Annotated in this window: 24 protein-coding genes and 4 tRNA genes; 9 read left to right on the top strand and 19 right to left on the bottom strand. The window is 58.2% G+C overall.

Features of this window, described 5'->3' with window-relative positions; all coding sequences use genetic code 11:
* Positions 1–330 precede the first annotated feature (330 nt).
* Positions 331–1,329, top strand: coding sequence for an AraC family transcriptional regulator (locus ACZRJ6_RS12660; protein ID WP_463968373.1), 999 nt, complete (start codon positions 331–333; stop codon positions 1,327–1,329).
* An 88-nt stretch (positions 1,330–1,417) separates the two neighbouring features.
* Here the strand turns inward: ACZRJ6_RS12660 and ACZRJ6_RS12655 are convergent, their stop codons facing one another.
* Genes ACZRJ6_RS12655 through ACZRJ6_RS12645 form a run of 3 tightly spaced genes read right to left on the bottom strand, consistent with a single transcriptional unit; the run spans position 1,418 to position 3,761 of the window.
* Positions 1,418–2,764 (bottom strand): ATP-binding protein, encoded by a 1,347-nt coding sequence (locus ACZRJ6_RS12655; RefSeq protein ID WP_463968372.1) that lies wholly within the window; start codon positions 2,762–2,764, stop codon positions 1,418–1,420.
* Positions 2,761–3,438, bottom strand: a complete 678-nt coding sequence (locus ACZRJ6_RS12650) for a response regulator transcription factor (protein ID WP_016973689.1) — start codon at positions 3,436–3,438, stop codon at positions 2,761–2,763. The genes ACZRJ6_RS12655 and ACZRJ6_RS12650 overlap by 4 nt, the downstream gene beginning before the upstream one ends.
* On the bottom strand, positions 3,435–3,761 hold the full coding sequence (locus tag ACZRJ6_RS12645; RefSeq protein ID WP_463968371.1) for a hypothetical protein: 327 nt from the start codon (positions 3,759–3,761) through the stop codon (positions 3,435–3,437). Before ACZRJ6_RS12645 ends, ACZRJ6_RS12650 begins: the two co-directional genes overlap by 4 nt.
* Positions 3,762–3,943: 182 nt before the next feature.
* Between ACZRJ6_RS12645 and ACZRJ6_RS12640 the strand changes: the two genes are divergently transcribed.
* On the top strand, positions 3,944–4,660 hold the full coding sequence (locus tag ACZRJ6_RS12640) for a 4'-phosphopantetheinyl transferase family protein (protein WP_463968370.1): 717 nt from the start codon (positions 3,944–3,946) through the stop codon (positions 4,658–4,660).
* Positions 4,661–4,703: 43 nt separating this feature from the next.
* Here ACZRJ6_RS12640 and ACZRJ6_RS12635 read toward each other — a convergent pair whose 3' ends face one another.
* Together ACZRJ6_RS12635 and ACZRJ6_RS12630 are read right to left on the bottom strand one after the other, a co-directional pair.
* A complete protein-coding gene (locus tag ACZRJ6_RS12635; RefSeq protein ID WP_463968369.1) occupies positions 4,704–6,314 on the bottom strand; it encodes an ATP-binding protein in 1,611 nt (536 codons plus the stop codon).
* Complete coding sequence (locus tag ACZRJ6_RS12630; RefSeq protein ID WP_463968368.1) at positions 6,311–7,036, bottom strand: response regulator; 726 nt, start codon at positions 7,034–7,036, stop codon at positions 6,311–6,313. The genes ACZRJ6_RS12635 and ACZRJ6_RS12630 overlap by 4 nt, the downstream gene beginning before the upstream one ends.
* A 725-nt stretch (positions 7,037–7,761) precedes the next feature.
* On the opposite strand from ACZRJ6_RS12630, the gene ACZRJ6_RS12625 reads away from it, so the two are divergent.
* Positions 7,762–10,653 carry a ribonucleoside-diphosphate reductase subunit alpha gene (locus tag ACZRJ6_RS12625; RefSeq protein WP_133099226.1) on the top strand — a complete coding sequence of 964 codons (2,892 nt, stop codon included), beginning with the start codon at positions 7,762–7,764 and terminating at the stop codon, positions 10,651–10,653.
* Between the two features lie 267 nt (positions 10,654–10,920).
* Here ACZRJ6_RS12625 and flgE read toward each other — a convergent pair whose 3' ends face one another.
* The 6 genes from flgE to ACZRJ6_RS12595 all read right to left on the bottom strand — a co-directional run bounded on the left by flgE (position 10,921) and on the right by ACZRJ6_RS12595 (position 15,913).
* Positions 10,921–12,237, bottom strand: a complete 1,317-nt coding sequence (gene flgE, locus ACZRJ6_RS12620) for a flagellar hook protein FlgE (RefSeq protein WP_463968367.1) — start codon at positions 12,235–12,237, stop codon at positions 10,921–10,923.
* Between the two features lie 31 nt (positions 12,238–12,268).
* Entirely contained in the window at positions 12,269–13,000 is a 732-nt protein-coding gene (gene flgD / locus ACZRJ6_RS12615) for a flagellar hook assembly protein FlgD (RefSeq protein ID WP_463968366.1), read from the bottom strand.
* 16 nt (positions 13,001–13,016) lie between these two features.
* A complete protein-coding gene (flgC, locus tag ACZRJ6_RS12610) occupies positions 13,017–13,460 on the bottom strand; it encodes a flagellar basal body rod protein FlgC (RefSeq protein ID WP_133099232.1) in 444 nt (147 codons plus the stop codon).
* A gap of 3 nt (positions 13,461–13,463) precedes the next feature.
* A complete protein-coding gene (flgB, locus tag ACZRJ6_RS12605; RefSeq protein ID WP_463968365.1) occupies positions 13,464–13,871 on the bottom strand; it encodes a flagellar basal body rod protein FlgB in 408 nt (135 codons plus the stop codon).
* A 238-nt stretch (positions 13,872–14,109) separates the two neighbouring features.
* Positions 14,110–14,937, bottom strand: coding sequence for a protein-glutamate O-methyltransferase CheR (gene cheR / locus ACZRJ6_RS12600; protein ID WP_463993538.1), 828 nt, complete (start codon positions 14,935–14,937; stop codon positions 14,110–14,112).
* 43 nt (positions 14,938–14,980) lie between these two features.
* Positions 14,981–15,913: a chemotaxis protein CheV gene (locus ACZRJ6_RS12595; RefSeq protein WP_463968363.1), complete on the bottom strand. Its 933-nt coding sequence runs from the start codon at positions 15,911–15,913 to the stop codon at positions 14,981–14,983.
* An 82-nt stretch (positions 15,914–15,995) separates the two neighbouring features.
* On the opposite strand from ACZRJ6_RS12595, the gene flgA reads away from it, so the two are divergent.
* The 4 genes from flgA to ACZRJ6_RS12575 all read left to right on the top strand — a co-directional run bounded on the left by flgA (position 15,996) and on the right by ACZRJ6_RS12575 (position 18,600).
* Positions 15,996–16,772 carry a flagellar basal body P-ring formation chaperone FlgA gene (flgA, locus tag ACZRJ6_RS12590; protein WP_463968362.1) on the top strand — a complete coding sequence of 259 codons (777 nt, stop codon included), beginning with the start codon at positions 15,996–15,998 and terminating at the stop codon, positions 16,770–16,772.
* Between the two features lie 140 nt (positions 16,773–16,912).
* Positions 16,913–17,239 (top strand): flagellar biosynthesis anti-sigma factor FlgM, encoded by a 327-nt coding sequence (gene flgM / locus ACZRJ6_RS12585; RefSeq protein ID WP_463968429.1) that lies wholly within the window; start codon positions 16,913–16,915, stop codon positions 17,237–17,239.
* 48 nt (positions 17,240–17,287) lie between these two features.
* On the top strand, positions 17,288–17,755 hold the full coding sequence (locus ACZRJ6_RS12580; RefSeq protein ID WP_463968361.1) for a flagella synthesis protein FlgN: 468 nt from the start codon (positions 17,288–17,290) through the stop codon (positions 17,753–17,755).
* A gap of 95 nt (positions 17,756–17,850) precedes the next feature.
* Entirely contained in the window at positions 17,851–18,600 is a 750-nt protein-coding gene (locus ACZRJ6_RS12575) for a flagellar brake protein (protein ID WP_463968360.1), read from the top strand.
* 59 nt (positions 18,601–18,659) lie between these two features.
* Here the strand turns inward: ACZRJ6_RS12575 and ACZRJ6_RS12570 are convergent, their stop codons facing one another.
* Both ACZRJ6_RS12570 and ACZRJ6_RS12565 read right to left on the bottom strand, forming a co-directional pair.
* Entirely contained in the window at positions 18,660–20,066 is a 1,407-nt protein-coding gene (locus ACZRJ6_RS12570) for an MFS transporter (protein WP_463968359.1), read from the bottom strand.
* Positions 20,067–20,432: 366 nt separating this feature from the next.
* Positions 20,433–20,509: transfer RNA gene (locus ACZRJ6_RS12565), tRNA-Arg, on the bottom strand.
* A 337-nt stretch (positions 20,510–20,846) separates the two neighbouring features.
* Between ACZRJ6_RS12565 and ACZRJ6_RS12560 the strand changes: the two genes are divergently transcribed.
* Together ACZRJ6_RS12560 and ACZRJ6_RS12555 are read left to right on the top strand one after the other, a co-directional pair.
* The gene (locus ACZRJ6_RS12560; protein ID WP_149413547.1) at positions 20,847–21,083 is read left to right on the top strand and encodes a hypothetical protein; all 237 of its coding nucleotides are present in this window, start codon (positions 20,847–20,849) and stop codon (positions 21,081–21,083) included.
* Positions 21,084–21,546: 463 nt separating this feature from the next.
* On the top strand, positions 21,547–21,873 hold the full coding sequence (locus ACZRJ6_RS12555) for an Arc family DNA-binding protein (protein WP_133099243.1): 327 nt from the start codon (positions 21,547–21,549) through the stop codon (positions 21,871–21,873).
* Positions 21,874–21,967: 94 nt separating this feature from the next.
* Here the strand turns inward: ACZRJ6_RS12555 and mgtE are convergent, their stop codons facing one another.
* From mgtE to ACZRJ6_RS12525, 6 genes are all read right to left on the bottom strand, one after another.
* A complete protein-coding gene (gene mgtE / locus ACZRJ6_RS12550) occupies positions 21,968–23,410 on the bottom strand; it encodes a magnesium transporter (protein ID WP_463968358.1) in 1,443 nt (480 codons plus the stop codon).
* A 369-nt stretch (positions 23,411–23,779) separates the two neighbouring features.
* Positions 23,780–23,856: transfer RNA gene (locus ACZRJ6_RS12545), tRNA-Arg, on the bottom strand.
* 72 nt (positions 23,857–23,928) lie between these two features.
* Positions 23,929–24,005 (bottom strand) — tRNA-Arg (locus tag ACZRJ6_RS12540).
* 109 nt (positions 24,006–24,114) lie between these two features.
* A tRNA-Ser gene (locus ACZRJ6_RS12535) sits at positions 24,115–24,205 on the bottom strand.
* Between the two features lie 62 nt (positions 24,206–24,267).
* Positions 24,268–24,456, bottom strand: coding sequence for a carbon storage regulator CsrA (csrA, locus tag ACZRJ6_RS12530; protein ID WP_133099245.1), 189 nt, complete (start codon positions 24,454–24,456; stop codon positions 24,268–24,270).
* A 185-nt stretch (positions 24,457–24,641) separates the two neighbouring features.
* Positions 24,642–25,883: an aspartate kinase gene (locus ACZRJ6_RS12525; RefSeq protein WP_463968357.1), complete on the bottom strand. Its 1,242-nt coding sequence runs from the start codon at positions 25,881–25,883 to the stop codon at positions 24,642–24,644.
* Between the last annotated feature and the right edge of the window lie 59 nt (positions 25,884–25,942).

Below are 25,942 nucleotides of genomic sequence, written 5' to 3'. Positions count from 1 at the left end.
CAAAGTTTCCTCAAGAGCCTCGTGTGGCAAATATCCGCCATTGCCCACGACACTTGAATTGCGAACCCTCCTGCACTGGAGGGATTTGTTTTGGCGAGCTGCGCTGGGCAGATCTGCGTTTCCTATCGCAAACGCCATGCCACTTTGCTAAAAACCGCTAAAGGCCTTTAGGCATCAGGCTCTGTGGTTTTCGGGCTCCATTCAAACGTTGGTACAGGTGGCGGATTTCCGCCCACTGCCCGAGCCTCGTCCTACAATTTGGCGGATATCCGCCTTGTCGCTTCTCTGTACGATGGCTACCATCCGCCACTTAATGGACGAGGCCCCTTCATGCGTGAACGTACCATTGCCAGTCACTATGCCCGTGCCGCCTTGGGTGGTGCGCACCGGGCCGGCTACGATTACTCGGGGTTGTTGCAGCAACTGGGCATCACCCCCGAACTACTTAGCGAACCTCGCGCCCGTATCGCGCCGGAACAGTTCACCCGGCTGTTGCAGATGCTGTGGCTGGCGCTGGACGACGAATACCTGGGCTTCGCCGATGGTCCGAGCAAACGCGGCACCTTCGCCATGATGTGCCATGCGCTGATCCACTGCCGCACCCTGGAGAAGGCTCTGGAACGCGGCTTGTTATTTTATGGCCTATTCCCGCAGGGGCCGCGCTGGCACCTGACACGGGAAGGCGATATGGCCCGCTTGAGCCTGGACGACTCTCAACTGTGGGACCCGGATCACTTTTTGAGTGAGTGCCTACTGGTGATCTGGCATCGCCTCGGCAGTTGGCTGATCGGCCAGCGTATTCGCCTGGAGCAGGCAACGTTCAGCTACCCGATGCCGGCCCACAGTGGCGAATACGATTTGCTGTTCCCCTGCCCCCACGTATTTGCCGCACCTGTCAGCAGCCTGGTGTTCCACAGCCGCTACCTGAGCCTGCCGCTGTTGCAGGACGAGCGCACCCTCAAGTATTTCCTGGAGCGTTCACCCGCCGACCTGCTGTCACGCCCGGACGAAGGCGACAGCTTGAGCAGCCAGTTGCGCCGTTTGTTGAGTCGCGACCGCACGCCCTGGCCGGACCTGGAAGCGGTCGCCCAGCATTTGCATATCAGCCCGCAAACACTGCGCCGGCATTTACGCGAAGAAGGCACCAGCTTTCAGGCGCTCAAGGATGAACTGCGCCGAGATATTGCGATTTTTCATCTGGGTCGAGCGGATTTATCACTGCAGGAGATCGCCGAGCAACTGGGGTTTTCCGAGCCGTCGGCGTTTCATCGGGCGTTCAAAAAGTGGACGGGGCTGACGCCGGGCGCTTATAGAGCGCAAGAAAGCTAAGGCCGAACACTGTCCTGAGATAATAGTGATTAATGTGGCGAGGGAGCTTGCTCCCTCACCACAGAAAACTCACTGACCATAGAAGTATTTAGACTGCCGGAAAGTGGATCTTGAACGCCGCCCCTCCCAAGGGTGAATCCCCCAGGGTCAGCCGCGCGCCGTAGCTTTCGATGATGTCCTTGACCACTGCCAACCCGATCCCCTGCCCCGGATGCTGACGGTCCAGCCGCTCGCCCCTTTGCAGAATCCGCGCACGCTGGTCCGGCGGTACTCCGGGGCCGTCGTCTTCAATGCACAACTGGGTGCCTTCGAGGCTTTCATACAGGGTGATGCGCACTTCGCTCAGGCACAGGCGGTAGGCGTTTTCCAGCAGGTTGCCGAGTAATTCGAGTAGGGCGCCCTGCTCGATGGGCACGTCGCATTCGTCCGGCAGGTCAAAGGACACCCGCACGCGCTTGTCGCGGTAGACCTTGTCCAGGGTGTCGCACAGGCTTTGCAGCACCGGCCGCAACCGTACCTGATGGCGCACCAGGCCGCTTTTGCGCAGGCTGGCGCGCTGCAACTGGTAGCTGATTTGCTGGCTCATGCGCTCGATCTGCGATTGCAGCACCCAGGCTTGCTCGCGGTCCTCTGGGCGCTGGGCCATGTCTTCGCTCACGCCCTGCAACACCGCCAGCGGGGTTTTCAGGCTGTGGGCCAGGTCGTCGAGGGAGTCGCGGTAACGGGTGCGCTGCTCACGCTCGCTGTGGAGCAAACGGTTGAGGGAGCCGGTCAGCCGAAGCAGCTCCCGCGGGTGTTGTTCACTGAGGCTTTCGCGGGTGCCGCCTTCGATCTCGTCCAGTTCCTGGCTCAGGCGGCGCAGGGCTTGTAGGCCCCAGGTCAGGCCTAGCCAGAGCAGGGTCAGCAGCACCAGCAAGGCGGCACCGAAGCCCAAGTAGAGGTTTTCCCGCAGGCCTTCGAGGGTCAGTTGGTATTCGCGCACCGGTTGCAGGGCGACAATACTGAATGCCGCGCTCTTGCCCCCCAGCAGCTTGACCTCGACGTCATAGACAAAAAATTCCTGGCCGTTGGCCTCGCGAATTTTCGCGAACTCGTTGCCGCGCCCGTCGTAGCGCGGCGTGTAGTTGATGTTTTCTTCCTGGGTCGCCCGCGAGCGCCAGACCAGGTGGCCTTCACGGTCATAGATGTAGCCCAGCAGGCGGCTGTCGGTGAGGTTGAAGCGCTCGTCCGGCAATTGCGCCGGCATCTGCAGGCGGTTGTTTTCGACCCGCGCCGCAGAGATCAGCGTCGTCACGTCTGACGCCAGGCGCTGTTCGATAGCATCCTGCAAGGCCAGGCTGAACGCACCCTGCATGGCCGGTAGCAACGCCAGCATAAACAGGACGGCCAGGGTAGCGGCCGCCAGCATCAGGCGCACACGTAACGAGCGAATCAACGGCAGCGCTCGTTAAACAGGTAGCCCAGGCCTCGCACGGTGTCGATCGGCTTGAATCCCGCTGGCCCTTCCAGCTTGCGGCGCAGGCGGCCCACCAGCACTTCGATCACGTTTGGATCGCGCTCGTCGTCATCGGGGTAGAGCTGCTCCATCAAGCGGTCCTTGGCCACCACTTGTTGATGGTGACGCATCAGGTATTCGAGGATTCGGTACTCATAGGCGGTCAGCGCCAGGGGTTGTTCGTCGAGGGAAGCCTGTTTGCGATTGAGGTCCAGCAGCAAAGGGCCCGCGACAATGGTCGACTGGGTAAACCCGCTGGAACGACGCAACAATGCATTCATCCGTGCTTCCAGCTCTTCGAACTGGAACGGCTTGACCACGTAGTCGTCGGCGCCGGCTGCCAGGCCTTCGACCTTGTCCTGCCAGTTGCCGCGCGCGGTGAGAATCAGGATCGGGAAGGTCTTGGCCTGGGTGCGCAACTGGCGGATCAGGTCCAGGCCGCCCATGCCCGGCAGGCCCAGGTCGATGATCGCCAGGTCATGGTTGAATTGCCCGGTCTGGTACAACGCTTCTTCGGCATTGGCCACGGCTTCAACCACGTGACCGCTGTCGGTGAGTCGGGTCAGCAAGTGATGACGCAGCAGCGCCTCATCTTCGACAACCAGCAGTTTCATAAAGCTCTCCAAGGCAAATCAACGTTCCAGCCAGGTACATCATAGCGGCCCTGCAAGTCTTGCTGGCGCAGTTTAACGCCGTTAAAACGGGCAGATATGTTTTCGTAGCCCGCGCGGGAGAGGGACGGTGAATTCTGTCGGCCAAGCGGCTGTCCCCATGTAGAGCCCTGGCCATCGTTGTCATTGAGACTGACGGGGCTGAGGCTTCCGGCTTTTTTGATCCTCTCGCCGCCCAGGGTCATCAGGCTACCCTCAGAGGCCTGGCCTGCTGCGCTGGCACTGAGCAGGGTAAGCGCCAACATGAGTTTCTTGAACGCCGTCATGGTGCTACCTCGTACGCGTTAGGCTTTGGGTGCAGGCCCCAGACTACGCAGGCGCCCCTGAACTGCTCCTGAACACTCTCTGAATCTGGGCTGAACCGGATCGCCCAGTCTGTAACACGTCGGTTAAGTCGAGCCTGCTCCAGGCTACCCATGCTCGCGGTAACCGGTGCAAAATACCCGGTATGAATCCGCTCCCCGCCTGCTGCACCCCACTCGACGCCCATTGGCCGCTGCCCGTCCCCTTGCCGGGCACGGTATTTCTGAGCACCCGCTTCGATCCGACATTGCTGGTCGCCGGCGACTTCCAGCGCTGCGCCGTGCCGCCCCCGGCCAGCATCCAGCGTTCGGTAGCCAAGCGTCAGGCCGAGTTTCTCGCCGGGCGGCTATGTGCCCGTGCTGCCTTGCAACAGCTTGAAGGGCTGGACTGCATTCCAGCCATTGGCGAAGATCGAGCACCGGTATGGCCGAGCCATATCAGTGGCTCGATCACTCACAGCACCGGCCACGCGGCGGCCATCGTCGCGCATAAGGCGCAGTGGCGCGGGCTGGGGATGGATCTGGAGAATGTGCTGGCGCTGGAGCGAGCCGAACGCCTGGCAGGGGAAATCCTCACGCCAAATGAGTTGCAGCGCATGGCCGCAGGGCCTCGGGAACAGATTGCGCAACTGGTGACCCTGACCTTTTCGGCCAAGGAGAGCTTGTTCAAGGCGCTCTACCCCATCGTGCAAAAGCGCTTCTACTTTGAACATGCCGAGCTTTTGGATTGGTCTGAGACAGGGCATGCGCGATTGCGGTTGCTGACGGACCTGTCCAGCGAGTGGCGTCACGGCAGCGAGTTGGATGCGCAGTTTGCCGTGCATGAGGGGCAGTTGTTGAGCCTGGTGGCGATCAACGCCTGACAGATCCCTGTGGCAAGCGGGCTTGTCGGATAGCCACAAGGTCTCAAGGTTTCTCTTGATCCCTCGGCCAACTCAAGCTGAAACAGGCCCCGCCCAGGTTGTTGCTCTTGCTGATCAACGCCCGCCCGCCGTGCCAATTGATAATCCTGCGCACAATCGAAAGCCCCAGGCCATGCCCACCCGACGCCCGGGTACGGCTGTCGTCCAGGCGCAGGAACGGGGTGAAGACCCGCTCCCAGGCATTTTCCGGCACGCCGGGGCCATCGTCTTCGACGTCGATGCGACAACGTACCTGGCCCACCTGATAACTGATCAACACCTGTGACTGCGCGTGACGCATGGCATTGCTCACCAAGTTTTGCAGGGCCCGGTGCAGGTAGCGCGGCTCAGCCTCGACCCAGGCGTCATCCAAGTGGGCCGATGACAGGCAAATCCCTCGCGCCACATTGATTGCCGGTCGCAGCGGCGCTAACTCACCAATGACCTGATCGAGCAAGGCATTGAGGTCGACCCGCTGGAAGTTCAGTGCCGGCGAACCCTGCTCCAGCCGCGCGTAGGTGAGCATCTCGTCCACCAGGCCATCGAGGTCCTGGATATCGCTGTCCATGCCTTCCATGTATTTACGCCGGGCTTCAGGGGTGGCGGCGTCGCCGATCATCTCCAGGCCAAAACGCAGGCGCGCCACCGGGGTGCGCAGCTCGTGGGACACCGCTCGCACCAATTCGCGCTGGATCGCCTGCAACCGCTGCAGGTGCTCGGCCATGCCGTTGAAGGCCGCCGCCAGGCGCCCTACCGAGTCAGCACCGCGCGCCGGCACCCGCGCCTCCAGGTTGCCTTTGGCGATGCGCGTGGCGGCGGATTCAAGGCCGTGCAGGCGACGCTCCAGTTGCCGCACCAGCAGGTAGACAATCAAGCCGATCAGGGTCAGGCCGATCAGCGCAATCAATATCAGCCATTGCGCCGGATAAGGATTCATCTGGTACAGCGGGCCGATTTCCAGGACCCACGGCGTGCCAACCATGCCGGCAAACACGCGGATCGAATCACCCCCCTTGCCCAGTGCCATCACCGTATCGCCCTCCGCCACTCGGCGGCGCTGGTCTTCGTCCATATCGGCCTGGTCGAGGGTAATCAGGTGCAGTTCGAAGCCAAAGCCCTTGGCGTCTTTAAGGTCCGCCAGGCGTTTTGACTGCTCGGCCACCGGGTAGCGCACCAGTTCATCGGCCAGCAGGTAGATAGTCGCCCGGGCCAGTTGTTCGCTGATTTGCTGCACTTCCCCGGTGAGCAACAATTGCTCTTTTTCACTGACCAGTCGCAGGACCTTGGCGGCATGGGGTCCGGTCTGCTCTACCAACACCTGACCCCGTTGCAGGCGATTACGCTGGCCCAAGTCGAGCTGGGCATCGGCCACGGCCTGCAATTGCAGGGGTATCCCCAGCAAGCGCTCCCACACCGCCAGTGCTCGGCGGCGCTCGATGGCGCTCATCGGTTGCAAGCTGTCGCCCATCAGGGCAAAGGTGCCGTGGGCCAGGCGCTCGCGGTACTGGTCACTGCGCACCTCGTTGAGCAGGTGCAATGCCAGAACGCCGAGCAGCGCCACCAGGATCAGCGCCGCACACATGCCGCCGTAGATGCGCAGGAAGATCGAGTTCACGACTGCAGGTCGGCAGCAGCTTCGGGGACGAACAAATAACCTTTGCTGCGGATGGTCTTGATCAGGCGCGGATGGATCGGGTCATCGCCGATTTTCGGACGTATCCGCGAGATGCGCACGTCGATGGAGCGGTCCTGACCGTCATAGCCGATACCGCGCAAGGCGGTGAAGATTTCTTCCCGAGACAGGATGCGCCCGGCATTGGCGACCAGCAGCCACAACAGGTCGAATTCGGCGCTGGTCAGTTCGATGCCACCGTCGTGCAGCCAAGCTTCGCGCAGGGCGTTGTCCACCACTAACGGGCCAAATTGCAGGCGTCGTTGTTTTTCGGGGATCGCCGGCTCGACGCTTTCGCTGCGCCGCAGCAAGGCCTGGATTCGCGCCAGCAACAGCCGCGGGCGCACCGGCTTGCAGACGTAGTCGTCAGCACCCATGTCCAGGCCCAGCACTTGGTCCATGTCGTCGGTGCGGGCGGTCAGCATCAGGATCACCCCATCGTAGCGCTCACGCACCTTGCGGCAGATGCTCAGGCCGTCTTCGCCAGGCAGCATCAGGTCGAGAATCACCAGGTCGGGCTGCTCGGCGATGATCCGTGCCGCCGCCAGGGCACCGTTGCCTTCTATCGACACCCGCAGGCCGTTGCCTTCCAGATAATCACGGGTCAATTCAGCCAGACGCTGGTCGTCCTCGACAATCAATACCTGCCAGGCTTCATGCTCCACGGGTGACCTCTATTATCAGCTATTAAAAGAAGATGCCCCGCTCTTTTTGTCATGTTGCGGGTGCATAACACAGCGTGTATCCAAGCCGATTGTAGCAACGGGCCAGCCCTCGAACACAAGCCTGGAAATGCATTCGGTAATCGCATTTTTTTGTGATAGGGTTCGCGCCCTCAAAAAACCAACCGGGTGTTTTCACCTTGGAATATTCGGTGACAAGCGGTGTAATGCCGCAGTACTGCGGCCTACACGGCGATTCGCTCTTTCATACACATTTTACCCACAACGTTATCCACAGGTAGTGCGTTGCTAAGCCCCCCAAAACGCATTATCTTGTAGCTCGTCGCCAAAAAAACCCTACATGTAGGGTTTTCGGCAAAAAGACCAAACACAAATCAGACAAGAAACTCAAGCCCTTTCTTGCTCCTGTTTGGTTGAACTTAAGACGTTTTCAGAAGACCAAACCGCGCACGCGGATGGCAGCCGTTTCAGCCCACACAGGGAGAAGCGGTACGGGTGTTGCAGTACGAAACTGTCACCCATCAGGAATACGGTTTAGAGCCAAGGCTCTGCACCGAAGACTTCGGCATGGAAGCGGCGCGATCAGCTCCCTTCCTCCTGTCCCGAAGTTGTTATGCCAGGCCCAGGCCTGCTGTAAGTGCTTCAGGACGGAACGGTGGGCACCGTGATGGTGCCCAAATAAATATAGAATGTGGAGACAACCCCCCATGCAAACCGACACAACTCGCGAGAACCCGCAGGGCTCCGTGCAGCAGGCCGCCGATTCGAATCTGGATCTGTCCGCCACCGCACCCGGCCAATTGCGCGTGATCAAGCGTAACGGCACTGTCGTTCCTTACACCGATGACAAAATCACCGTCGCCATCACCAAAGCGTTTCTCGCAGTTGAAGGCGGCACCGCTGCTGCCTCGTCGCGAATCCACGACACCGTTGCCCGCCTGACCGAACAAGTCACTGCAACCTTCAAGCGTCGCATGCCATCGGGCGGCACCATCCACATCGAAGAAATCCAGGACCAGGTCGAACTGGCCCTGATGCGTGCCGGCGAGCAGAAAGTGGCTCGCGACTACGTGATCTACCGCGACGGTCGCTCCAAGGAACGTGCGACCCGCGCTCCGACCGAGGAAGCGGTAAACGCTCACCCGTCGATCCGTATCACCCTCGCCGACGGCACCTTCGCGCCGCTGGACATGGGCCGCCTGAACACCATCGTCACCGAGGCCTGTGAAGGCCTGGAAGAAGTCGACGGCGACCTGATCCAGCGCGAAACCCTGAAGAACCTGTACGACGGCGTGGCCCTGAGCGACGTCAACACCGCCCTGGTGATGACTGCCCGTACCCTGGTCGAGCGTGAGCCGAACTACTCGTTCGTCACCGCCCGCCTGTTGATGGACACCCTGCGCGCCGAAGGCCTGAGTTTCCTGGAAGTCGCCGACAGCGCGACCCACCACGAAATGGTCGACCTGTACGCCAAGGCCCTGCCTTCGTACATCGCCAAGGGTATCAAATACGAATTGTTGAACCCGATCCTGGCCACCTTCGACCTGGAAAAACTCGGCAAGGCGATCAACCACGAGCGTGACCAGCAGTTCACCTACCTGGGCCTGCAAACCCTGTACGACCGTTACTTCATTCACAAGGACGGTATCCGCTTCGAACTGCCGCAGATCTTCTTCATGCGCGTAGCCATGGGCCTGGCGATCGAAGAGAAGAACAAGGAAGACCGTGCGATCGAGTTCTACAACCTGTTGTCGTCCTTCGACTACATGTCCTCGACGCCAACCCTGTTCAACGCCGGCACTCTGCGTCCACAGCTGTCGAGCTGCTACCTGACCACCGTGCCGGATGACCTCTCGGGCATCTACCACGCGATCCACGACAACGCCATGCTGTCCAAATTCGCAGGCGGCCTGGGCAACGACTGGACGCCAGTGCGCGCCTTGGGTTCGTACATCAAGGGCACCAACGGCAAGTCCCAGGGCGTCGTCCCGTTCCTCAAAGTCGTGAACGACACCGCCGTAGCGGTCAACCAGGGTGGCAAGCGCAAAGGCGCTGTCTGTGCCTACCTGGAAACCTGGCACATGGACATTGAAGAGTTCATCGAGCTGCGCAAGAACACCGGTGATGACCGTCGTCGTACCCACGACATGAACACCGCCAACTGGATCCCTGACCTGTTCATGAAGCGCGTCTTCGATGACGGCCAGTGGACCCTGTTCTCGCCGTCCGAAGTACCGGACCTGCACGACCTGACCGGCAAGGCCTTCGAAGAGCGTTACGAGTACTACGAAGCCCTGTCCCAGTACCCGGGCAAGATCAAGCTGTTCAAGACCATCCAGGCCAAAGACCTGTGGCGCAAAATGCTCTCCATGCTGTTTGAAACCGGCCACCCATGGCTGACCTTCAAAGACCCGTGCAACCTGCGCAGCCCGCAGCAGCACGTGGGCGTGGTCCACAGCTCGAACCTGTGCACCGAGATCACCTTGAACACCAACAAGGACGAGATCGCCGTTTGCAACCTGGGTTCGATCAACCTGCCGAACCACATCAAGGACGGCAAGCTGGACACCGCCAAGCTGGAACGCACCGTCAACACCGCAGTACGCATGCTCGATAACGTTATCGACATCAACTACTACTCGGTGCCACAGGCGCAGAACTCCAACTTCAAGCACCGTCCGGTCGGACTGGGCATCATGGGCTTCCAGGACGCTTTGTACCTGCAGCACATTCCTTACGGCTCCGACGCAGCCGTCGAGTTCGCCGACAAGTCCATGGAGGCGGTCAGCTACTACGCGATCCAGGCTTCCTGCGACCTGGCTGACGAGCGCGGCGCCTACGAGACGTTCCAGGGTTCGCTGTGGTCCAAAGGCATCCTGCCGCTGGATTCGCAACAGATCCTGATTGAGCAACGTGGCCAGAAGTACATCGACGTTGACCTGAACGAATCCCTGGACTGGGCGCCGGTACGTGCCCGTGTGCAGAAAGGCATTCGTAACTCCAACATCATGGCCATCGCACCGACCGCCACCATCGCCAACATCACTGGCGTGTCGCAGTCGATCGAACCGACTTACCAGAACCTGTATGTGAAATCGAACCTGTCGGGCGAATTCACCGTGATCAACCCGTACCTGGTTCGCGACCTGAAAGCCCGCGACCTGTGGGACTCGGTGATGATCAACGACCTGAAGTACTACGACGGTTCGGTGCAACAGATCGAGCGCATCCCGCAAGAACTCAAAGAGCTCTACGCGACTGCCTTCGAAGTGGACACCAAGTGGATCGTTGACGCCGCCAGCCGTCGCCAGAAGTGGATCGACCAGGCTCAGTCGCTGAACCTGTACATCGCCAGCGCTTCGGGCAAGAAGCTGGACGTGACCTACCGCATGGCTTGGTACCGTGGACTGAAAACCACTTACTACCTCCGTGCTCTGGCTGCGACCAGCACCGAGAAGTCGACCATCAATACCGGTAAGCTGAACGCTGTATCCAGCGGCAACCACGGTGATGATTCGGTTCTCGCGGCTCCGGCCGGCCCTGCACCAGTGCCAAAAGCCTGTGCGATTGACGAGCCGGATTGCGAAGCTTGCCAATAAGCTGAGCAGGTCCTGGGCTTAATCACCCAGGACTGAAAAGCCCCCGATAGACCCTGGCTGCAGTTGGGTTTATCGGGGGCTTTTTCATATGGGCTTCGCGGAGCAAATGACGTCCGCCAGGCCTGACTCAACACATTTCCCCTCCAGTCAGTGCAGAGCAGCCTCGGCCACTCAAAACGAAAGGCAGGAAGCACCCCGCTTGCCGAATAGCGCGCAAAAAAAGCCCCTCATTGAGGGGCTTTCGGTGCAGGCGCTAAATCGACAACATCAGGTCATCTGAATAATGGTCTGCATGATGGTGCTTTCGGTGGAGATGGTCTTGGAGTTCGCCTGGAAGTTGCTCTGAGCCTTGATCAGCTCCACCAACTCGCTGGTCAGGTTGACGTTGGAGTTCTCCAGGGAGTTGGCGATGATCGAACCCAAAGTGCCGGACTCTGGCGAGTCATAACCTGGTTGGCCGGACGCAAAGGTCTCCTTCCAGGTAGTGCCGCCGTACGGCTGCAGGCCCTGTTCATTGTTGAAGCTGGCCAAGGAGATCTGGCCGATCGCCTTGCTCTGCTCGTTACTGAACGTGGCAAACATGACACCGCTGCTGTCAATTTTCAGCCCGGTGATTTCGCCAGTAGCGTAACCATCAGTGACCGGCGGGTTGCGATAACTGGCAGAGTTGTACTGGGTGATACTGGCCATATTGATGGCAATACCAGTCGGGTTGGCCGCTGCGCCGTTATCTACCCACACGCCATTGTTCATGACGCCCGGCTTCCAGTCGGCAATCGTCAGGGTGGTGTTGGACACCGCGCTTGGCGGCGTGACGATCCCTTTGAGCGTACCAGCGGTATCGAAGGTCACGGTCGACGCCACAGGCGCGACGGCACCGGCGCCACTGATAGGCGTACCGTTGGGGTTACGGCCGTCGATCAGGGTGTAGGACTTCCAGGTATTGGAGTCGGTCTTCACCATATACTGCACCATAGGGTGCGAGTTGCCCTGGGTGTCGTACAACATGGTGGTGTACTGGGTGGTAAAGCTGCCCGATTTGGTCGGATCGAACGGGTTGAGCGCCTGGTCGATCACTGGCTCCGAGGACTTCAGGTTGCTGGTGGAGTCCACCTTGGTGGACGCCTTGGGTGACAGGTTCGACTGATCGATGCGCAGGTCTATCAGGCCACCCTTGATGATCTTGCCGTTTTCGTCTGCCGCGTAACCTTGCAGGCGCGAGGTGCCGGTGGAGTTGGTGACGTAGCCATCCTTGTCCGGCTTGAAAGTACCGGAGCGGGTGTATTCCAGGGAACCGTCGCTGCCCTTCTGCACGAAGAAGCCGCCGCCCTTGATCGCCATGTCCAGCAAACCACCAGTGCCGGTGATTTCGCCTTGGCTGAATTGCTGGGAAACCGCTGCCAGGCTCACACCGCTACCAATAGCGTTGTGGCCGCTGCCCAGTTTGGAGGCGGCGTAGACGTCGGCGAATTCAGCACGGGACGACTTGAAGCCGGTGGTCGCGACGTTGGCGATGTTGTTGCCAGTCACGTCCAGCTGTTTGTTGGCCGCATAGAGGCCGCTAAGGCCGATATTAAAAGACATGTTTCTCTCCTCTTGCCGTATTTAGGCGGCTCTATGTACCGATAGTCTGAATTTGGGACAGCTTGATGCTGCCCATGCCGCCAGAAAGATTGAGCAGCATTTCGCCGCCCGTCTGGCTCAAAGTCACGCTAGTGACCGTGGCTGGTAGCGAGGTCTTCAACGCTATCGCATCACCGGCATCGTTCTTGGTGGTGGCAGCGAAGGTGTAGTTGCCGGAGTCGACTTTCTCGCCGGCTTCGTTTTTGCCGTCCCAGATAAAGTCCGACTTGCCGGCTGCCTGAGCGCCCAAGTCGATGGTCTTGACCAGCTTGCCGTCCTTGTCAGAGACCTTGATGGTGACGTTGCCCACCGACGAGGTGACTGCCACGGAACCAGTGAAGCTCTTGCTGGTGTCGACCATGGCCTTGTCGGTCTCGATGATCACCGAACGACCCACCAGCGACGACGCTTGCAGCGCTTGCGACGACTTGTAGTTGCTGGAGATTGCATTCACCGAGTCGTTCAGGGTGTTGATGCCTTCCAGGCTGCTGAACTGCGCCAGTTGCGCGACAAACGCGCCGTTATCCTGGGGCGACAGCGGGTTCTGGTTTTTCAGCTGGGTGACCAGCAACTGCAGGAACGCATCCTTGCCCAGGGCCTGGCTGCCAGAAGCCTCTTTGGTAGCACCCGCCAGGCTATCCTGGTTGGCCGCGGCATCCTTGACCTTGTTGTTGAACAAGTCCTGGATCGTCGAGTTACTCGACACATCGTTGGTAACGGACATTCTTTGGCGCCCCTTATCACTGACCCAGGGTCAGGACCTTCTGCATCATGGTTTTGGCGGTGTTCATCATTTCCGCGTTGGTCTGGAACGAGCGACTGGCGGAAATCATGTCAGCCATTTCCTCGACCACATTGACGTTGGGGTAGAACACATAACCCTTGGCGTCGGCGGCAGGATGGTTCGGCTCGTAGCGCGCGTCGAGGTTGCTCTGGTCTTCGACCACACCCAGCACCTGAACGCCCTGGCCCGCAGCATCCTGGTCCTGGAACAGCGAATCGCTGCCGCCACTCTGGCCGCCCTGGAACATGGTGGCGAACACCGGGTGACGGGCGCGGTAGGTCTGGTCAATGCTCGACGACACGGTCTCGGCGTTGGCGATGTTACTGGCGACGGTGTTCAGACGGGTGGTCTGAGCGCTCATGCCACTACCGGCAATATTGAAAACACTGGATAGAGACATGACTTACTCTCCGCGCAGGGCTGACATCAGCCCTTTGAATTTGCTGTTGAGCAGGGTGAAGCTGGCCTGAAAGTTCACCGAGTTCTCGGCGTAGTTCGATTGCTCCAGCTGCGCGTCGACGGTGTTCTGGTCGATCGATGGCTGCATCGGCGTGCGGTACATCAGCGACTCGTCGCCATTGCCCATGCCTTGCGCTTCGATATGACGGTTATTGGTCATGTTCAAGGCGAAGGAGCCGTTCTTGGTCTTGTCCTGCTGTGCGGCGAGCACGGCGGAAAAGTCCAAGTCCCGAGCCTTGTAGTTCGGGGTGTCGGCGTTGGCGATGTTGTTAGCCAGGACTTCGGCACGCTGGGCGCGAAAGCCCAGGGCTTGTTCGTGGATACCGAGCGCTTTATCGAAGCTGATGCTCATGGCGGAAACCTTTAGGGGCTGACCTGCTTTTCGTAATCTGGATACAGCAAGTGGCATGCCAAGTCATCGAAGCCCTGTAAATCAAGGGTTTGCCGGGAGATTGCCGGTGGCAATGCCAGAAAAGCGGCAAGGGGTTTCCGCCAACCGCCAGTAAAGCGGCAATGAGCGTTGCCGCTTTGCGCCCATAAAAAACGGGAGGCCTTTGCAGGACCTCCCGTTTTTATGCGACGCCTATCTATCACTTGGCCTGGTAAATAATCCCAGGACTGCACTGCACCATCTGGTAATGATCCGGCAACCCGTTCAACGCTTCAGAAGCGCCGAGAAACAGATACCCACCGCGTTTGAGCGTGCTGTGGATGCGTAACAGGATGTCCTTCTTCACTTCGGCCGAGAAGTAGATCAGTACGTTGCGGCAAAACACGATATCGAACTTACCCAGGCTAGCGTAGCTGTCCAGCAGGTTGAACGAACGAAACTCCACCCGGCTCTTGATTGGCGCCTTGACTGCCCAACGACCAGCGCCCTTGGGGTCGAAGAAACGCTGCAAGCGTTCCGGAGACAGGCCGCGCCCCAGGGCCAGGCTGTCGTACTCACCCGTCTTGCAGTTGGTGAGCATGGTGCCGGACAAGTCGGTGGCAACAATCTGCACCCCGGCCTTCAACTGGCCCAAATTGGTCCGCTCGAACTCGTCGATAGACATCGACAGCGAGTACGGTTCCTGCCCCGAAGAGCAGGCCGCCGACCAGATGCGCAGGCGCTGGCCGGGGCTGGCCTTGATCGATTCTGGCAGGACCTTGTTCTTGAGCACTTCAAAGGGATAGGTGTCACGAAACCACAGGGTTTCGTTGGTGGTCATGGCATCGACCACCATTGCCTTGAGCCCGCTGCGTGGCTGGCTCTGTATCCGCTGAACGAGTTCGCCGAGGGACTTGATCCCTTGCTGCTCCATCAGTTTATTGAGACGGCTTGATACCAGGTACTGCTTGTTTTCACCGAGCAATATGCCACAGGCTTTTTCCAGGAAGACCCGGAACTGTTCAAAATCCAAATTACCCGTAGACAATGGTACCGCCTCTTAAATCGTGTGACCGCCAGGGAAAAAGCCCCTAGCCGTGATCTGCTGCCTTGATCCGGTCGACTACCCGGGATGCCAGGTCATCAGGACGGAATTTGGCCAGGAAGTCATCGGCACCGACCTTCTTGACCATCGCCTGATTGAATACACCGGACAATGAAGTATGCAGGATGATATGTAATTTTTGCATGCGTGGATCGTTGCGTATCTCGGCCGTGAGGGTGTAACCGTCCATTTCCGGCATCTCGATGTCGGAAATCATCATCAAGAATTCTTCTTCCGGTTTCTTGCCTTCATCCACCAGTTTGCGCAGGTAATCCAGGGCCTGGCGGCCATCGTTGAGGGCCACCACTTCGACGCCAACGGTCTGCAGGCAACGGGAGACCTGCTTGCGCGCTACCGAGGAGTCATCCACCGTCAGCACCCGCAGGGAAATCGCCTTGTGCGCCGTCTCAGCGTCTACTACGCCCACCGAAATAGCTTCCGAAGTCGGCGCCACTTCCGCGAGGATTTTCTCCACGTCGATGATTTCCACCAACTGGTTGTCGACCCGCGTCACTGCCGTCAGGTAGTGATCGCGACCGGTGCCCTTGGGCGGCGGATGGATCTCTTCCCAGTTCATGTTGACGATGCGCTCCACCGAGCGCACCAGGAAACCCTGGGTCTTGGTGTTGTACTCGGTGATGATCACGAACGGACTCTCGCGATCCTGCAAGCCGGACGAGCCCGTAGCCATCGCCAAGTCAAGAATCGGAATGGTCGAGCCGCGAATGTTGGCCACGCCACACACCACAGGGCTGGACTTGGGCAATACGGTCAGCTTGGGACATTGCAGTACCTCCCGCACCTTGAAGACGTTGATGCCGTAAAGCTGTTTGCCATCCAAACGAAACAGCAGCAACTCAAGGCGATTCTGCCCTACCAGCTGCGTGCGCTGGTTCACTGAATCCATTACTCCCGCCATGCCCAGACTCCTACACTACAAAACCTACGGGTACGACGCGTACCCAACACTAAACGGCACGAGCTTTGCTTTTTTATTGGCCATGGACATCAAAACGACAGTTTCCCGACGCTTTCTCCCCCTGCCGTACTTTAAACAGTACCGCAGATTGCTCTGCGTCTTGCTAACGATGCTTGCCTTGGCTGCAGGCCAACAGGCCCGTGCCGACAACATCACCTTGCCTGATCTACTTATCGGCGTCACTCAAGGCTTTCTTGAGTTTACTGTAGAAGATTATCTGGCCACTACTCAGACACCAGGACGCTATGAAATCCAGGTCAACCAATTGGACCCACGCCTGCGCCTGCCCATGTGTGACAAGGAATTGACAGCCACCCTGGAAAGCCCCGCACAACCCATCGGCCGTGTGACCGTGCGCGTGCGCTGCGACGGCGCCTCGCCCTGGACAGTGTTCGTACCGGCTCAAGTCCGCCTGTTTCGCGAAGTGGTCGCCGTCACTCGCCCGCTGAAACGCACGGGCATTATCGGCTTTGAGGACGTTGCCCTACGCGAGCGGGACATCGGCCAGATCAGTCAGGGATACCTTACTTCCGTGGATCAAGCGATCGGGCAGAAACTTACCCGACCAATGGTCACAGATCAGGTCATCACCCTGGCTCACATGGAACAGGCGGAAGTCATACGCAAGGGTGATCAAGTGGTGATTTCCGCCAGCAGCGGCGGCCTGAATGTAAAAATGCCGGGAGAGGCTCTGTCCAATGGCGGCATGAGCGAACAGATTCGGGTCAAGAACCTCAACTCCAAGCGGGTGATCAGGGCGCGAGTGACTGCACCCGGCCAGGTCGAGGTAGCGTTATAGATCACTGGCGCGGGAGGCCAGCTTTTCCTACACTGTGCGCAAGACGTCATCACGTATAGGTTTATTGTCAATCGAGCCTAAAGTTTGTCCGGGTATGGCCGAAAACATGGCAAGCGTCCAAATACCCAGAGGTTTTCATGATGGTCATTGATTTTAGTCGATTAAATAACGCCCCCTCACAGCTCGTCAGCACCCGCGCCAACGGTGCCAAAGACAGCGTTGAGGCCGGCAAGTCCCAGCCACTGCCCGTCAAGGCAGACCAGGCCGGCGCCAGCCAGAGCGGGGAATCGGTACATTTGAGCAATGAGGCTCAACAGTTGCAAAAGGTCACTGATTCGCTGCGCGATCAACCGGTTGTCAATAAAGCCCGTGTGGCCGAATTGAAACAGGCGATTGCCGATGGCAGCTACAAAGTCGACAGCAACCGTGTAGCCAGCAAACTGCTTAACTTCGAAGCCGAGCGCTAGGCAAAGGCCTGCGCCAGGCTTTTGGACGCTTAAAACCCAAGGCCAGCCATGCACGACGAAAATTTACTGCAACTGATCATTGAAGACCTGGCTCCAGCGCAGCATCTGCTTGGACTGCTTCAGGAAGAGTCGATCGCCCTGCACGGCCGAGACATGCGCCTGCTGGAAGATATTCTGGCGCGCAAGCAATCGCTGATCATCCTGCTGGAACAGCATGGCAAGAAACGCAGCCAGATTCTTGTCAGCCTGGGACTGCCTGCCGATCACGACGGCCTGGAGCAACTGGCGAGCCACTCGTCGGTAGGCGACCAGTTACGGACCCAGAGCCAGGAGCTCAACCAGCTGCTGATCACTTGCCAGGAAGCCAACACGCTCAACGGCCAGTCGATCCAGCTTCAGCAAGCCACTACCGCCAACCAGCTGCGCATCCTTCACGGCGGAGAACCTCCGACGCTCTATAACGCCCAGGGCTCCACCTCGCGACTGGTCAAGCCCAGCACCATCAGCCAAGCCTGACGCCGGTTTACTGCGCGCCCTATCAAGGCGCGTAACATACTGGCAAAATGCCGGTTCTTGCGTGTAGTCGTATTTTGTCTGGAGATGGAAGAACCGTGTTCAACGCCCTCAACGCGGAAGATGCTCCGCAGCCACCCAAGGTCCTCACTACGCCTCTGGAAATTGCCGGCACCTTGCGGTTGCTGCAAGAGAGCCACGATCCTCTGATCATTACCTTCCATGAGCGCAACCAGCGCTTTCAAAGCTATCTGGTGGAAGTCGACCGGGACAGCAAGACGCTGAGCCTGGACGAAATGATCCCACGGGAAGGCGAACGCTACCTTGAGAATGGCGAAGCCTTCCGTATCGAAGGCTTCCACGACGGCGTGCGGGTGGCCTGGGAGAGTAACGGCAGCCTGACCATCAGCGAAAAGGACGGCCACCGCATCTATCGGGGCGGCATGCCTGACGAGGTGGTTTACCATCAGCGGCGCAACGCCTTTCGCGCAGCACTGAAATTGGCGCAACTGGTCAATGTCGACATGGGCGGAGAGAAACTCAAGTCGCCCATTGGCGGCAAACTACTGGATATTTCCGCCACTGGTTGCAAGCTGCGCTTTGACGGTGATATCTCCCAGCGCCTGCAACTGGGCCAGGTCTACGATCGCTTTATTGCCGCCCTGCCCTTCGGCAACATGAGCACCGCCGTAGAACTGCGTTACCTGCACTTCGAAGAAAGGATCGACACCACCTTTGCAGGCGTGCGTTTTCACAATATGAGCGGGTTGGTGCAGCGCCAGGTTGAACGCTTTGTCTACCAGCTGCAGCGCGAGGCGCGGCGGTTTGACAAGGATGATGATCTTTAAGCGGTAACAATCTGCATAAAAAACGGGCAGCCTCTCATGGGACTGCCCGTTTTTTTGTTTCAGGGGCGCGCCCTGCTCAGGTCGTGGGGATGATCATCCGGGTCCGGATGCTCTGGCGGCTCTGGAGGCTCTGGAGGCTCTTCTGCAGGCGCCTGCTCCACCGAATCAGGATCGGCTTCAGACTCTGGGTCCGGCTCGGGAACCGGCGTCTGCATCTGATCCTGAACCACCTGTTCATCCACCCGTGGGTCAAGGGCGGCCACCAGCGGCGAGCTGGACATGCTGTCAGGTACCGCCACGTGATGCAGCGGTGCATCGTCCACCTGGTGCAGATTGGTCACGGCTTTGGGACGGATGCGCCAAACCAGGATCACCGCGCATAAACTGAAAAATGCATAGAGCATCTGGCTACCAAACAGCTTCATCAGCACACCGGCCAGCAGCGGCCCGATACTGGCGCCGACGCCGTAAGTCACCAGCAGCATGGCTGTCAGCGATACGCGGCGATCCCCCTCAACGTGGTCATTGGAAAACGCCACCGCCAACGGGTAAAGACAGAACTGCACCAGGGAGCAGAAGAACCCGACCACAAACAGCACTTCCAACGGCACCTGGGTCATGATCGCCAACGGCAGCGCCGTCACCGCAAGGCACAAGGCGAAGCAGCGGATCAACAGTGCCCGGTCATACCGATCCGAGAGCCAGCCCAAAGGCCACTGCACCACCAGCCCGGCGAAAATGCAGCTACCCATGAACAGACCGACCTGTTCGGTGCTCAGCCCTTGCTGAGAGGCGTAAAGCGGCGCCAGACCGTAGAACGAACCAACAATCAACCCGGCGCCCAGCACGGTACTGAGGGACTGCGGTACTCGCTTGATAAAAAAGCGCGGCTCCATCGGCGCCGGATGCAACGGTGCCGGGTGAATACGTCGAGTCATCGCCACCGGCACCAGGCACAGGGCAAAGCACAGCGCAACCAGCATCAGCAGCTCAAGGCCCAACTGCGGATGCATGACCAGAATAAGCTGGCCCAATACCAGGCCCAGATAAGAAGCGATCATGTAGCCACTGAAGACCAAGCCCCGCTGCTTGGCGTCCGCCTGCTCGTTGAGCCAGCTCTCGATGACCATGTACTGGCACATCATGCCGAGGCCGACGATTATCCGCAGTACGATCCAGGCCGACAGCCAGTCGATCAAACCATGGCCCAGCACCGCCGCACCGACGATACCGGCGCAGGTGGCATAGGCGCGAATATGGCCGACTCGGGCTATCAAGCGGTGACCGATCTTGCCACCCAACACCAGACCAAAGTAGTTGGCAGCCATCAACGCACCGACCCACAGGCTGTCGACATTATCGGCTGCCAGGCGCAAAGCCAGGTACGTACTGAGCAGACCGGAACCGATCAGCATCATCAAAGAGGCGAAATAAAGGGCTCGAAAAGATTTCCAGATTTGGCGCATCGGCGTTCCGAGCGGCTCCTTGCAGTGGGTGTCAGGCTATCAGCATGATAGTCCGGCGGCGTCAGGTCCGGACAGCCAAAACGCGCTGTACCAGGGGATTATTTTCATCAAGCCAATTGGCTACCTCTCAGACGCTCGACGACGGCATACAAGGTACAAGGCTGTGACAAAAACTCGCGCCCCAACCGCTCACTCCCCTGTGAACCTCAAACTCCGGCAAGGTTCGCAATACAATCAAAAAGACCTGCCCCCCCAGACGCATCCCATCCTCTGCGGCCAACGCCAGCCCACAAAAAAGCCCCGCCAGAGTGTTCTGAACAGGGCTTTTGCGTATCGCGGCTCTTTTAAAGGAGCACAACTCTAATGTGGTGTCCCAGGGCCGGTTCGAACGGCCAACCTTCCCCTTAGGAGGGGGATGCTCTATCCAATTGAGCTACTGGGACAAATGACAACCATCGGGCCGAAGGCACAGCGGCGGACGGCGTGCATGTTAACGGCCAAGGTGCGTTTTGTCATGTCGTCCGTAGGCTTTTTGAGTGTAGGCCGAGCCTTGCAATGCCTAGTCGTGTTTTGGGCAACAAACAAGGGCTCTCCATGACTGTCGTGCAAAATGCACTACCCCAAAATGCCATCATTGCAAATTGCAACAAGCCGGCCTGCCGATCAGTCTTTAAGACTTTGATTTAAAAAGGATTTAATCAAAAAATAGACTGGCACGACACCTGCAATCCTTTATCCTACAAATTCAGTCTGGCCACGCCACCTGCGGAGAATATGCCCATGAACAGCACGCCTCTACTAGTAGCCCTCAATGCTGTGGCATTGGCCACGCTGGTGATGTTCCATTTTCAATCCGCTACCGGTGATGATGTGGCACAAGCCAGCCAAGCTGTTCCCCATCATTTGCAACACCAACAGCGTCCACAGCTGGCGGTCATGACGGCCGATGCGCAATCGCCGATTCAACTGACCCAAGGCAACCAAGCCGCACACTCTTCTGAACACTGGGTTTTCTGAACCAAACACAGGAGTATTCAATGACCAAGTTTGCGTGGATCTTCCTGACCCCGGCAGCCTGTTTGTGCTCCGAGCCCGGCTGTCCTGCCGCCCTACCTTACGTCGCCCTACCCTAGTAAATCGGCAGTTTGCCACTAGTCTTAAAGTTAAGGGCAAAAGGCCACACCACTATAGGATGTGCGCCCAAAAACCCTTTTCGCACTGGGTTTGCGGGTAGAACACTCGCATGGATGCCTTGCAGAAAAGTTTTCCAACCAGTCCGCAAATTTGAAAATGAGTGCTGGCATAAAGCCTGTAGCCAGTTCAATATTTGTCACAGAATTGACGCCAAGGAACTGGCAAGTTTGAGGCATGATGCGGCCTCTTTGCAATTCAGGTTGAACATTTGGCTGCAGACCTTGTCCTAACACACATCTTGCGGCCAATTCCAAAAACCGCTCCCCTGAACTAACCGGTTAAATATATGCGCCCATTGAAACAGGCAATTTATTCCAGCCGTACGGCTGACAAGTTCGTCGTACGTCTGCCAGACGGAATGCGGGAACGCATTGCCGAGGTGGCTCGCAACCATCACCGCAGCATGAACTCCGAAATCATCGCGCGCCTGGAACAGAGCCTTATTCAGGAAGGTGCGTTGGGTGAAGCGTTGAGCATGCGCCTGGACAGCCCTGAGCTGTCACTGCACGAACGCGAACTGCTGCAGCGTTTTCGTCAGCTCTCCCACCGCCAGCAAAACGCTCTTGTCTCACTTATTGCTCATGATGTTGAGGCAGCCGCCGAAGCCAACTGATTGGCGACTGAAAGCCGAAGCCAGCTGCATGCTGGCTTTTTTTTGCCTGTAATTTGGTTAAAGGCCCGGCGGTATCTGCCTCGGGAGAAGGCAATCAGAGTAGGAAGATGGTCGCCAGCCCCAGGAAGATGAAAAAGCCACCACTGTCAGTCATGGCTGTGATCATCACACTGGCGCCCATGGCAGGGTCGCGACCAAGGCGCACCAAGGTCATAGGGATCAATACTCCCATCAGCGCAGCCAATAGCAGGTTAAGGGTCATGGCGGCGGTCATCACTACCCCCAGGGACCAACTGCCATAGAGCAAGTAAGCCACCACGCCAATCACGCCACCCCACACCAGACCATTGATCAGGCCCACTGCCAGCTCCTTGCGCATCAGCCGCGAGGTGTTGCCAGTGCTCACCTGATCCAGGGCCATGGCCCGCACGATCATTGTGATGGTCTGGTTACCGGAGTTACCACCAATCCCGGCCACGATAGGCATAAGAGCCGCCAGCGCCACCAGCTTCTCGATGGAGCCTTCAAACAGGCCGATCACCCGAGAGGCAATAAACGCGGTAATCAGGTTGACGGCCAACCAGGCCCAACGGTTACGCAGAGATTTCCAGACTGACGCAAAGATATCTTCCTCTTCACGCAGACCCGCCATGTTGAGGACTTCGTTTTCACTCTCTTCACGAATCAGGTCGACCATCTCATCGATGGTCAAGCGGCCGATCAGCTTGCCTTTCTTGTCGACCACCGGGGCCGAGATCAAGTCATAACGCTCGAATGCCTGGGCGGCGTCGTAGGCGTCTTCGTCAGGATGAAAGCTGACCGGGTCGCTGGCCATGACGTCCGCGACCTTCTTGTCCGGGTCATTGACCAGCAGACGCTTGATCGGCAGCACGCCCTTGAGAATGCCCTCGTAGTCGACCACAAACAGTTTGTCAGTGTGGCCTGGCAGCTCTTTTAGCCGGCGCAAGTAACGCAACACCACTTCCAGGCTGACGTCTTCGCGAATAGTCACCATCTCGAAGTCCATCAGCGCGCCGACCTGCTCCTCGTCGTAGGACAACGCGGAGCGCACACGCTCACGCTGTTGGCCGTCGAGGGTCTCCATCAGCTCATGGACGACGTCACGCGGCAGCTCGGAGGCCAGGTCAGCGAGTTCGTCGGCGTCCATGTCCTTGGTCGCAGCCAGGAGCTCATGATCGTCCATGGCGGCGATCAGGGTTTCACGAACCGAATCGGATACTTCGAGGAGGATGTCGCCGTCACGATCAGCCTTGACCAGTTGCCAGAGGGTCAGGCGATCACCCAAGGGCAAAGCTTCAAGGATGTAGGCTACGTCGGCGGAGTGCAGGTCATCGAGCTTGCGTTGCAACTCGACGAGGTTTTGCCGGTGGACCAGGCTCTCTACCCGGTCATGATTCGGGCCTTCCTGACGGTGAGTCAGGTCTTCGACCACGCGCTGGCGCTGCAGCAGCTCAACAACTTGAGCGAGGCGATCCTGCAGGCTTTCTTGTGTTTTCTTTACTTCAACTTCGGTCATAGGCGAACTCCACTCCCAGCAGCGGGGCACGCCGGAAGGATCAATCAGTCAATTCATGATTGGTAAAACGGGGTACTGAGTTACTACTGGGTAAGTCCATGGAGGTATTCCACAAGCCCCGGCGGGGCTGACGGGCGCAATGATACACCGCCCAGCCGCTTAAAACGTTAAAAAACTGGCAAGAACAAGCGCTTGCGAGACAAAGCCGAGTATCGGGCACACTCATGAAACTGCGACGACACAGGCAGAAAAGAAAACACATGGGGGCAGGTAGAAAAGCCCGGAGGGCGATTACACCCGTGGCAACAGACAAGAAAAATAAAAACCCCAGACGGCAAAAAGCCCGCACTAGGCGGGCTTTTTGTTGTTTGGTGCACTCGACAGGATTCGAACCTGTGACCGCTCGGTTCGTAGCCGAGTACTCTATCCAGCTGAGCTACGAGTGCAGATTGTGTTTTTAGACCAGATCACAACTGGTTGGAGCCAAGTTACCTGCATTGCTGCAACTAACTCTTAAATGGTGCACTCGACAGGATTCGAACCTGTGACCGCTCGGTTCGTAGCCGAGTACTCTATCCAGCTGAGCTACGAGTGCATTTGTTGCCGCGCATTATAGCCCGTTCAATCTCTATGTAAAGCGATTTTTTCTAGTGATTTCAACAACTTACCGAAAAAATCCAGATTGCAACGTACTAAGCAAATAATGGCGGAGAACGGGGGATTCGAACCCCCGACACCCTTTTGAGGTGTACTCCCTTAGCAGGGGAGCGCCTTCGGCCACTCGGCCAGCTCTCCGCAACACGGGGCGTATATTAACCAGCTTCATCCCCGTTTGCAAACATAAAAAACGATAAAAATTAATGGCTTGGTTCTTCGTCCTTCTCTTTCTTGATCCGCAGGTAGATTTCCTCACGGTGGACAGCCACCTCTTTCGGGGCATCAACCCCAATCCGTACTTGATTGCCTTTGACGCCGAGCACGGTCACGGTGATTTCGCCATCACCAATAATCAGGCTTTCTGCGCATCGACGAGTCAGAATCAACATACCTTTCTCCTCACGCATTTCAGTTCAGGGATAACAGTCTGCAAAAAAAAGGCATTCGACCTACAACCCAACGGCCATAGCCCTACCCGCCTAAGTATTGTCGGGCACACGCAAAAGAACAGCTCTCCACAGGCGCCAGACAGAAAAATGAAAGGCGCGGATCAACCGCGCCCTCCAGTCACGCATCACTCGCCCTGTCGGGCCGGAGCGTCCAGCTCAAATGCGGTATGCAGTGCGCGTACAGCCAGCTCCAGGTACTTCTCTTCGATGACCACCGACACTTTGATTTCCGAGGTGGAGATCATCTGGATGTTGATGGTCTCCTTGGCCAGGGCCTCAAACATGCGGCTGGCAACTCCGGCATGGGAACGCATGCCCACACCAACGATCGACACCTTGGCAATCTTGGTATCGCCGACCACTTCACGGGCGCCAATCTCGCTTGCCGTTTTCAGCAGGACTTTCTCTGCTGCGTCGTAGTCATTGCGGTGCACGGTGAAGGTGAAGTCGGTAGTGTTATCGTGCGCAACGTTCTGCACGATCATGTCGACTTCAATGTTTGCGCCACTGATCGGCCCGAGAATCTTGAAGGCCACGCCCGGGGTGTCTGGCACACCACGGATGGTCAGCTTGGCTTCATCGCGGTTAAAAGCGATGCCGGAAATGATCGGCTGTTCCATGGATTCCTCTTCATCAATAGTAATGAGGGTGCCCGGACCCTCCTTGAAGCTGTGCAGTACGCGCAGCGGAACGTTGTACTTGCCGGCGAATTCCACCGCACGGATCTGCAACACCTTGGACCCGAGGCTGGCCATTTCCAGCATCTCTTCGAAGGTGATCTTGTCCAGGCGCTGAGCCACGGGCACAACGCGCGGATCGGTAGTGTAGACGCCGTCCACATCGGTGTAGATCTGGCATTCGTCAGCCTTCAGGGCTGCCGCCAGGGCCACACCGGTGGTATCGGAACCGCCACGACCGAGGGTGGTGATGTTGCCGTGTTCGTCGACGCCCTGGAAACCAGCGACGACTACCACGCGACCCGCCTTCAGATCACCGCGAATTTTCTGATCATCGATCTGCAATATGCGCGCTTTATTGTGCGCGCTATCCGTCAGGATTCGTACCTGGGTGCCGGTGTACGACACTGCCGGCACGCCACGCTTGATCAGCGCCATGGCCAACAGCGCAATAGTCACTTGCTCACCAGTGGAAACGATCACATCCAGCTCACGGGGAACCGGCTGTTGATCACCACTGATTTGTTTGGCCAACTCGATCAGACGATTGGTCTCGCCGCTCATGGCCGACAGCACCACCACCAGGTCATCGCCGGCATCGCGGAACTTCTTAACCTTGTCGGCGACCTGCTCGATTCGTTCAACGGAACCGACCGAGGTGCCTCCAAATTTCTGTACGATCAAAGCCATTTCTAAGCCGCCTCAGCCCGTAAAGGGGCGCCCATTAATCAATCAAACTGCGCTGCCCG

It is taken from the genome of Pseudomonas sp. C321, from assembly GCF_055407105.1.
Note: the sequence above shows the minus strand (reverse complement) of the source record. Positions and strands in the feature narration are given on the sequence as shown.

Excerpts from the sequence above, each read along its gene's own strand:
- ACZRJ6_RS12660 (WP_463968373.1), top strand. The coding sequence starts at position 331 with ATGCGTGAACGTACCATTGCCAGTCACTATGCCCGTGCCGCCTTGGGT.
- ACZRJ6_RS12650 (WP_016973689.1), bottom strand. The coding sequence starts at position 3,438 with ATGAAACTGCTGGTTGTCGAAGATGAGGCGCTGCTGCGTCATCACTTG.
- ACZRJ6_RS12645 (WP_463968371.1), bottom strand. The coding sequence starts at position 3,761 with ATGACGGCGTTCAAGAAACTCATGTTGGCGCTTACCCTGCTCAGTGCC.
- ACZRJ6_RS12640 (WP_463968370.1), top strand. The coding sequence starts at position 3,944 with ATGAATCCGCTCCCCGCCTGCTGCACCCCACTCGACGCCCATTGGCCG.
- ACZRJ6_RS12625 (WP_133099226.1), top strand. The coding sequence starts at position 7,762 with ATGCAAACCGACACAACTCGCGAGAACCCGCAGGGCTCCGTGCAGCAG.
- flgE (WP_463968367.1), bottom strand. The coding sequence starts at position 12,237 with ATGTCTTTTAATATCGGCCTTAGCGGCCTCTATGCGGCCAACAAACAG.
- flgD (WP_463968366.1), bottom strand. The coding sequence starts at position 13,000 with ATGTCCGTTACCAACGATGTGTCGAGTAACTCGACGATCCAGGACTTG.
- flgC (WP_133099232.1), bottom strand. The coding sequence starts at position 13,460 with ATGTCTCTATCCAGTGTTTTCAATATTGCCGGTAGTGGCATGAGCGCT.
- flgB (WP_463968365.1), bottom strand. The coding sequence starts at position 13,871 with ATGAGCATCAGCTTCGATAAAGCGCTCGGTATCCACGAACAAGCCCTG.
- ACZRJ6_RS12595 (WP_463968363.1), bottom strand. The coding sequence starts at position 15,913 with ATGGCGGGAGTAATGGATTCAGTGAACCAGCGCACGCAGCTGGTAGGG.
- flgA (WP_463968362.1), top strand. The coding sequence starts at position 15,996 with ATGGACATCAAAACGACAGTTTCCCGACGCTTTCTCCCCCTGCCGTAC.
- flgM (WP_463968429.1), top strand. The coding sequence starts at position 16,913 with ATGGTCATTGATTTTAGTCGATTAAATAACGCCCCCTCACAGCTCGTC.
- ACZRJ6_RS12580 (WP_463968361.1), top strand. The coding sequence starts at position 17,288 with ATGCACGACGAAAATTTACTGCAACTGATCATTGAAGACCTGGCTCCA.
- ACZRJ6_RS12570 (WP_463968359.1), bottom strand. The coding sequence starts at position 20,066 with ATGCGCCAAATCTGGAAATCTTTTCGAGCCCTTTATTTCGCCTCTTTG.
- ACZRJ6_RS12560 (WP_149413547.1), top strand. The coding sequence starts at position 20,847 with ATGAACAGCACGCCTCTACTAGTAGCCCTCAATGCTGTGGCATTGGCC.
- ACZRJ6_RS12555 (WP_133099243.1), top strand. The coding sequence starts at position 21,547 with ATGCGCCCATTGAAACAGGCAATTTATTCCAGCCGTACGGCTGACAAG.
- mgtE (WP_463968358.1), bottom strand. The coding sequence starts at position 23,410 with ATGACCGAAGTTGAAGTAAAGAAAACACAAGAAAGCCTGCAGGATCGC.
- csrA (WP_133099245.1), bottom strand. The coding sequence starts at position 24,456 with ATGTTGATTCTGACTCGTCGATGCGCAGAAAGCCTGATTATTGGTGAT.
- ACZRJ6_RS12525 (WP_463968357.1), bottom strand. The coding sequence starts at position 25,883 with ATGGCTTTGATCGTACAGAAATTTGGAGGCACCTCGGTCGGTTCCGTT.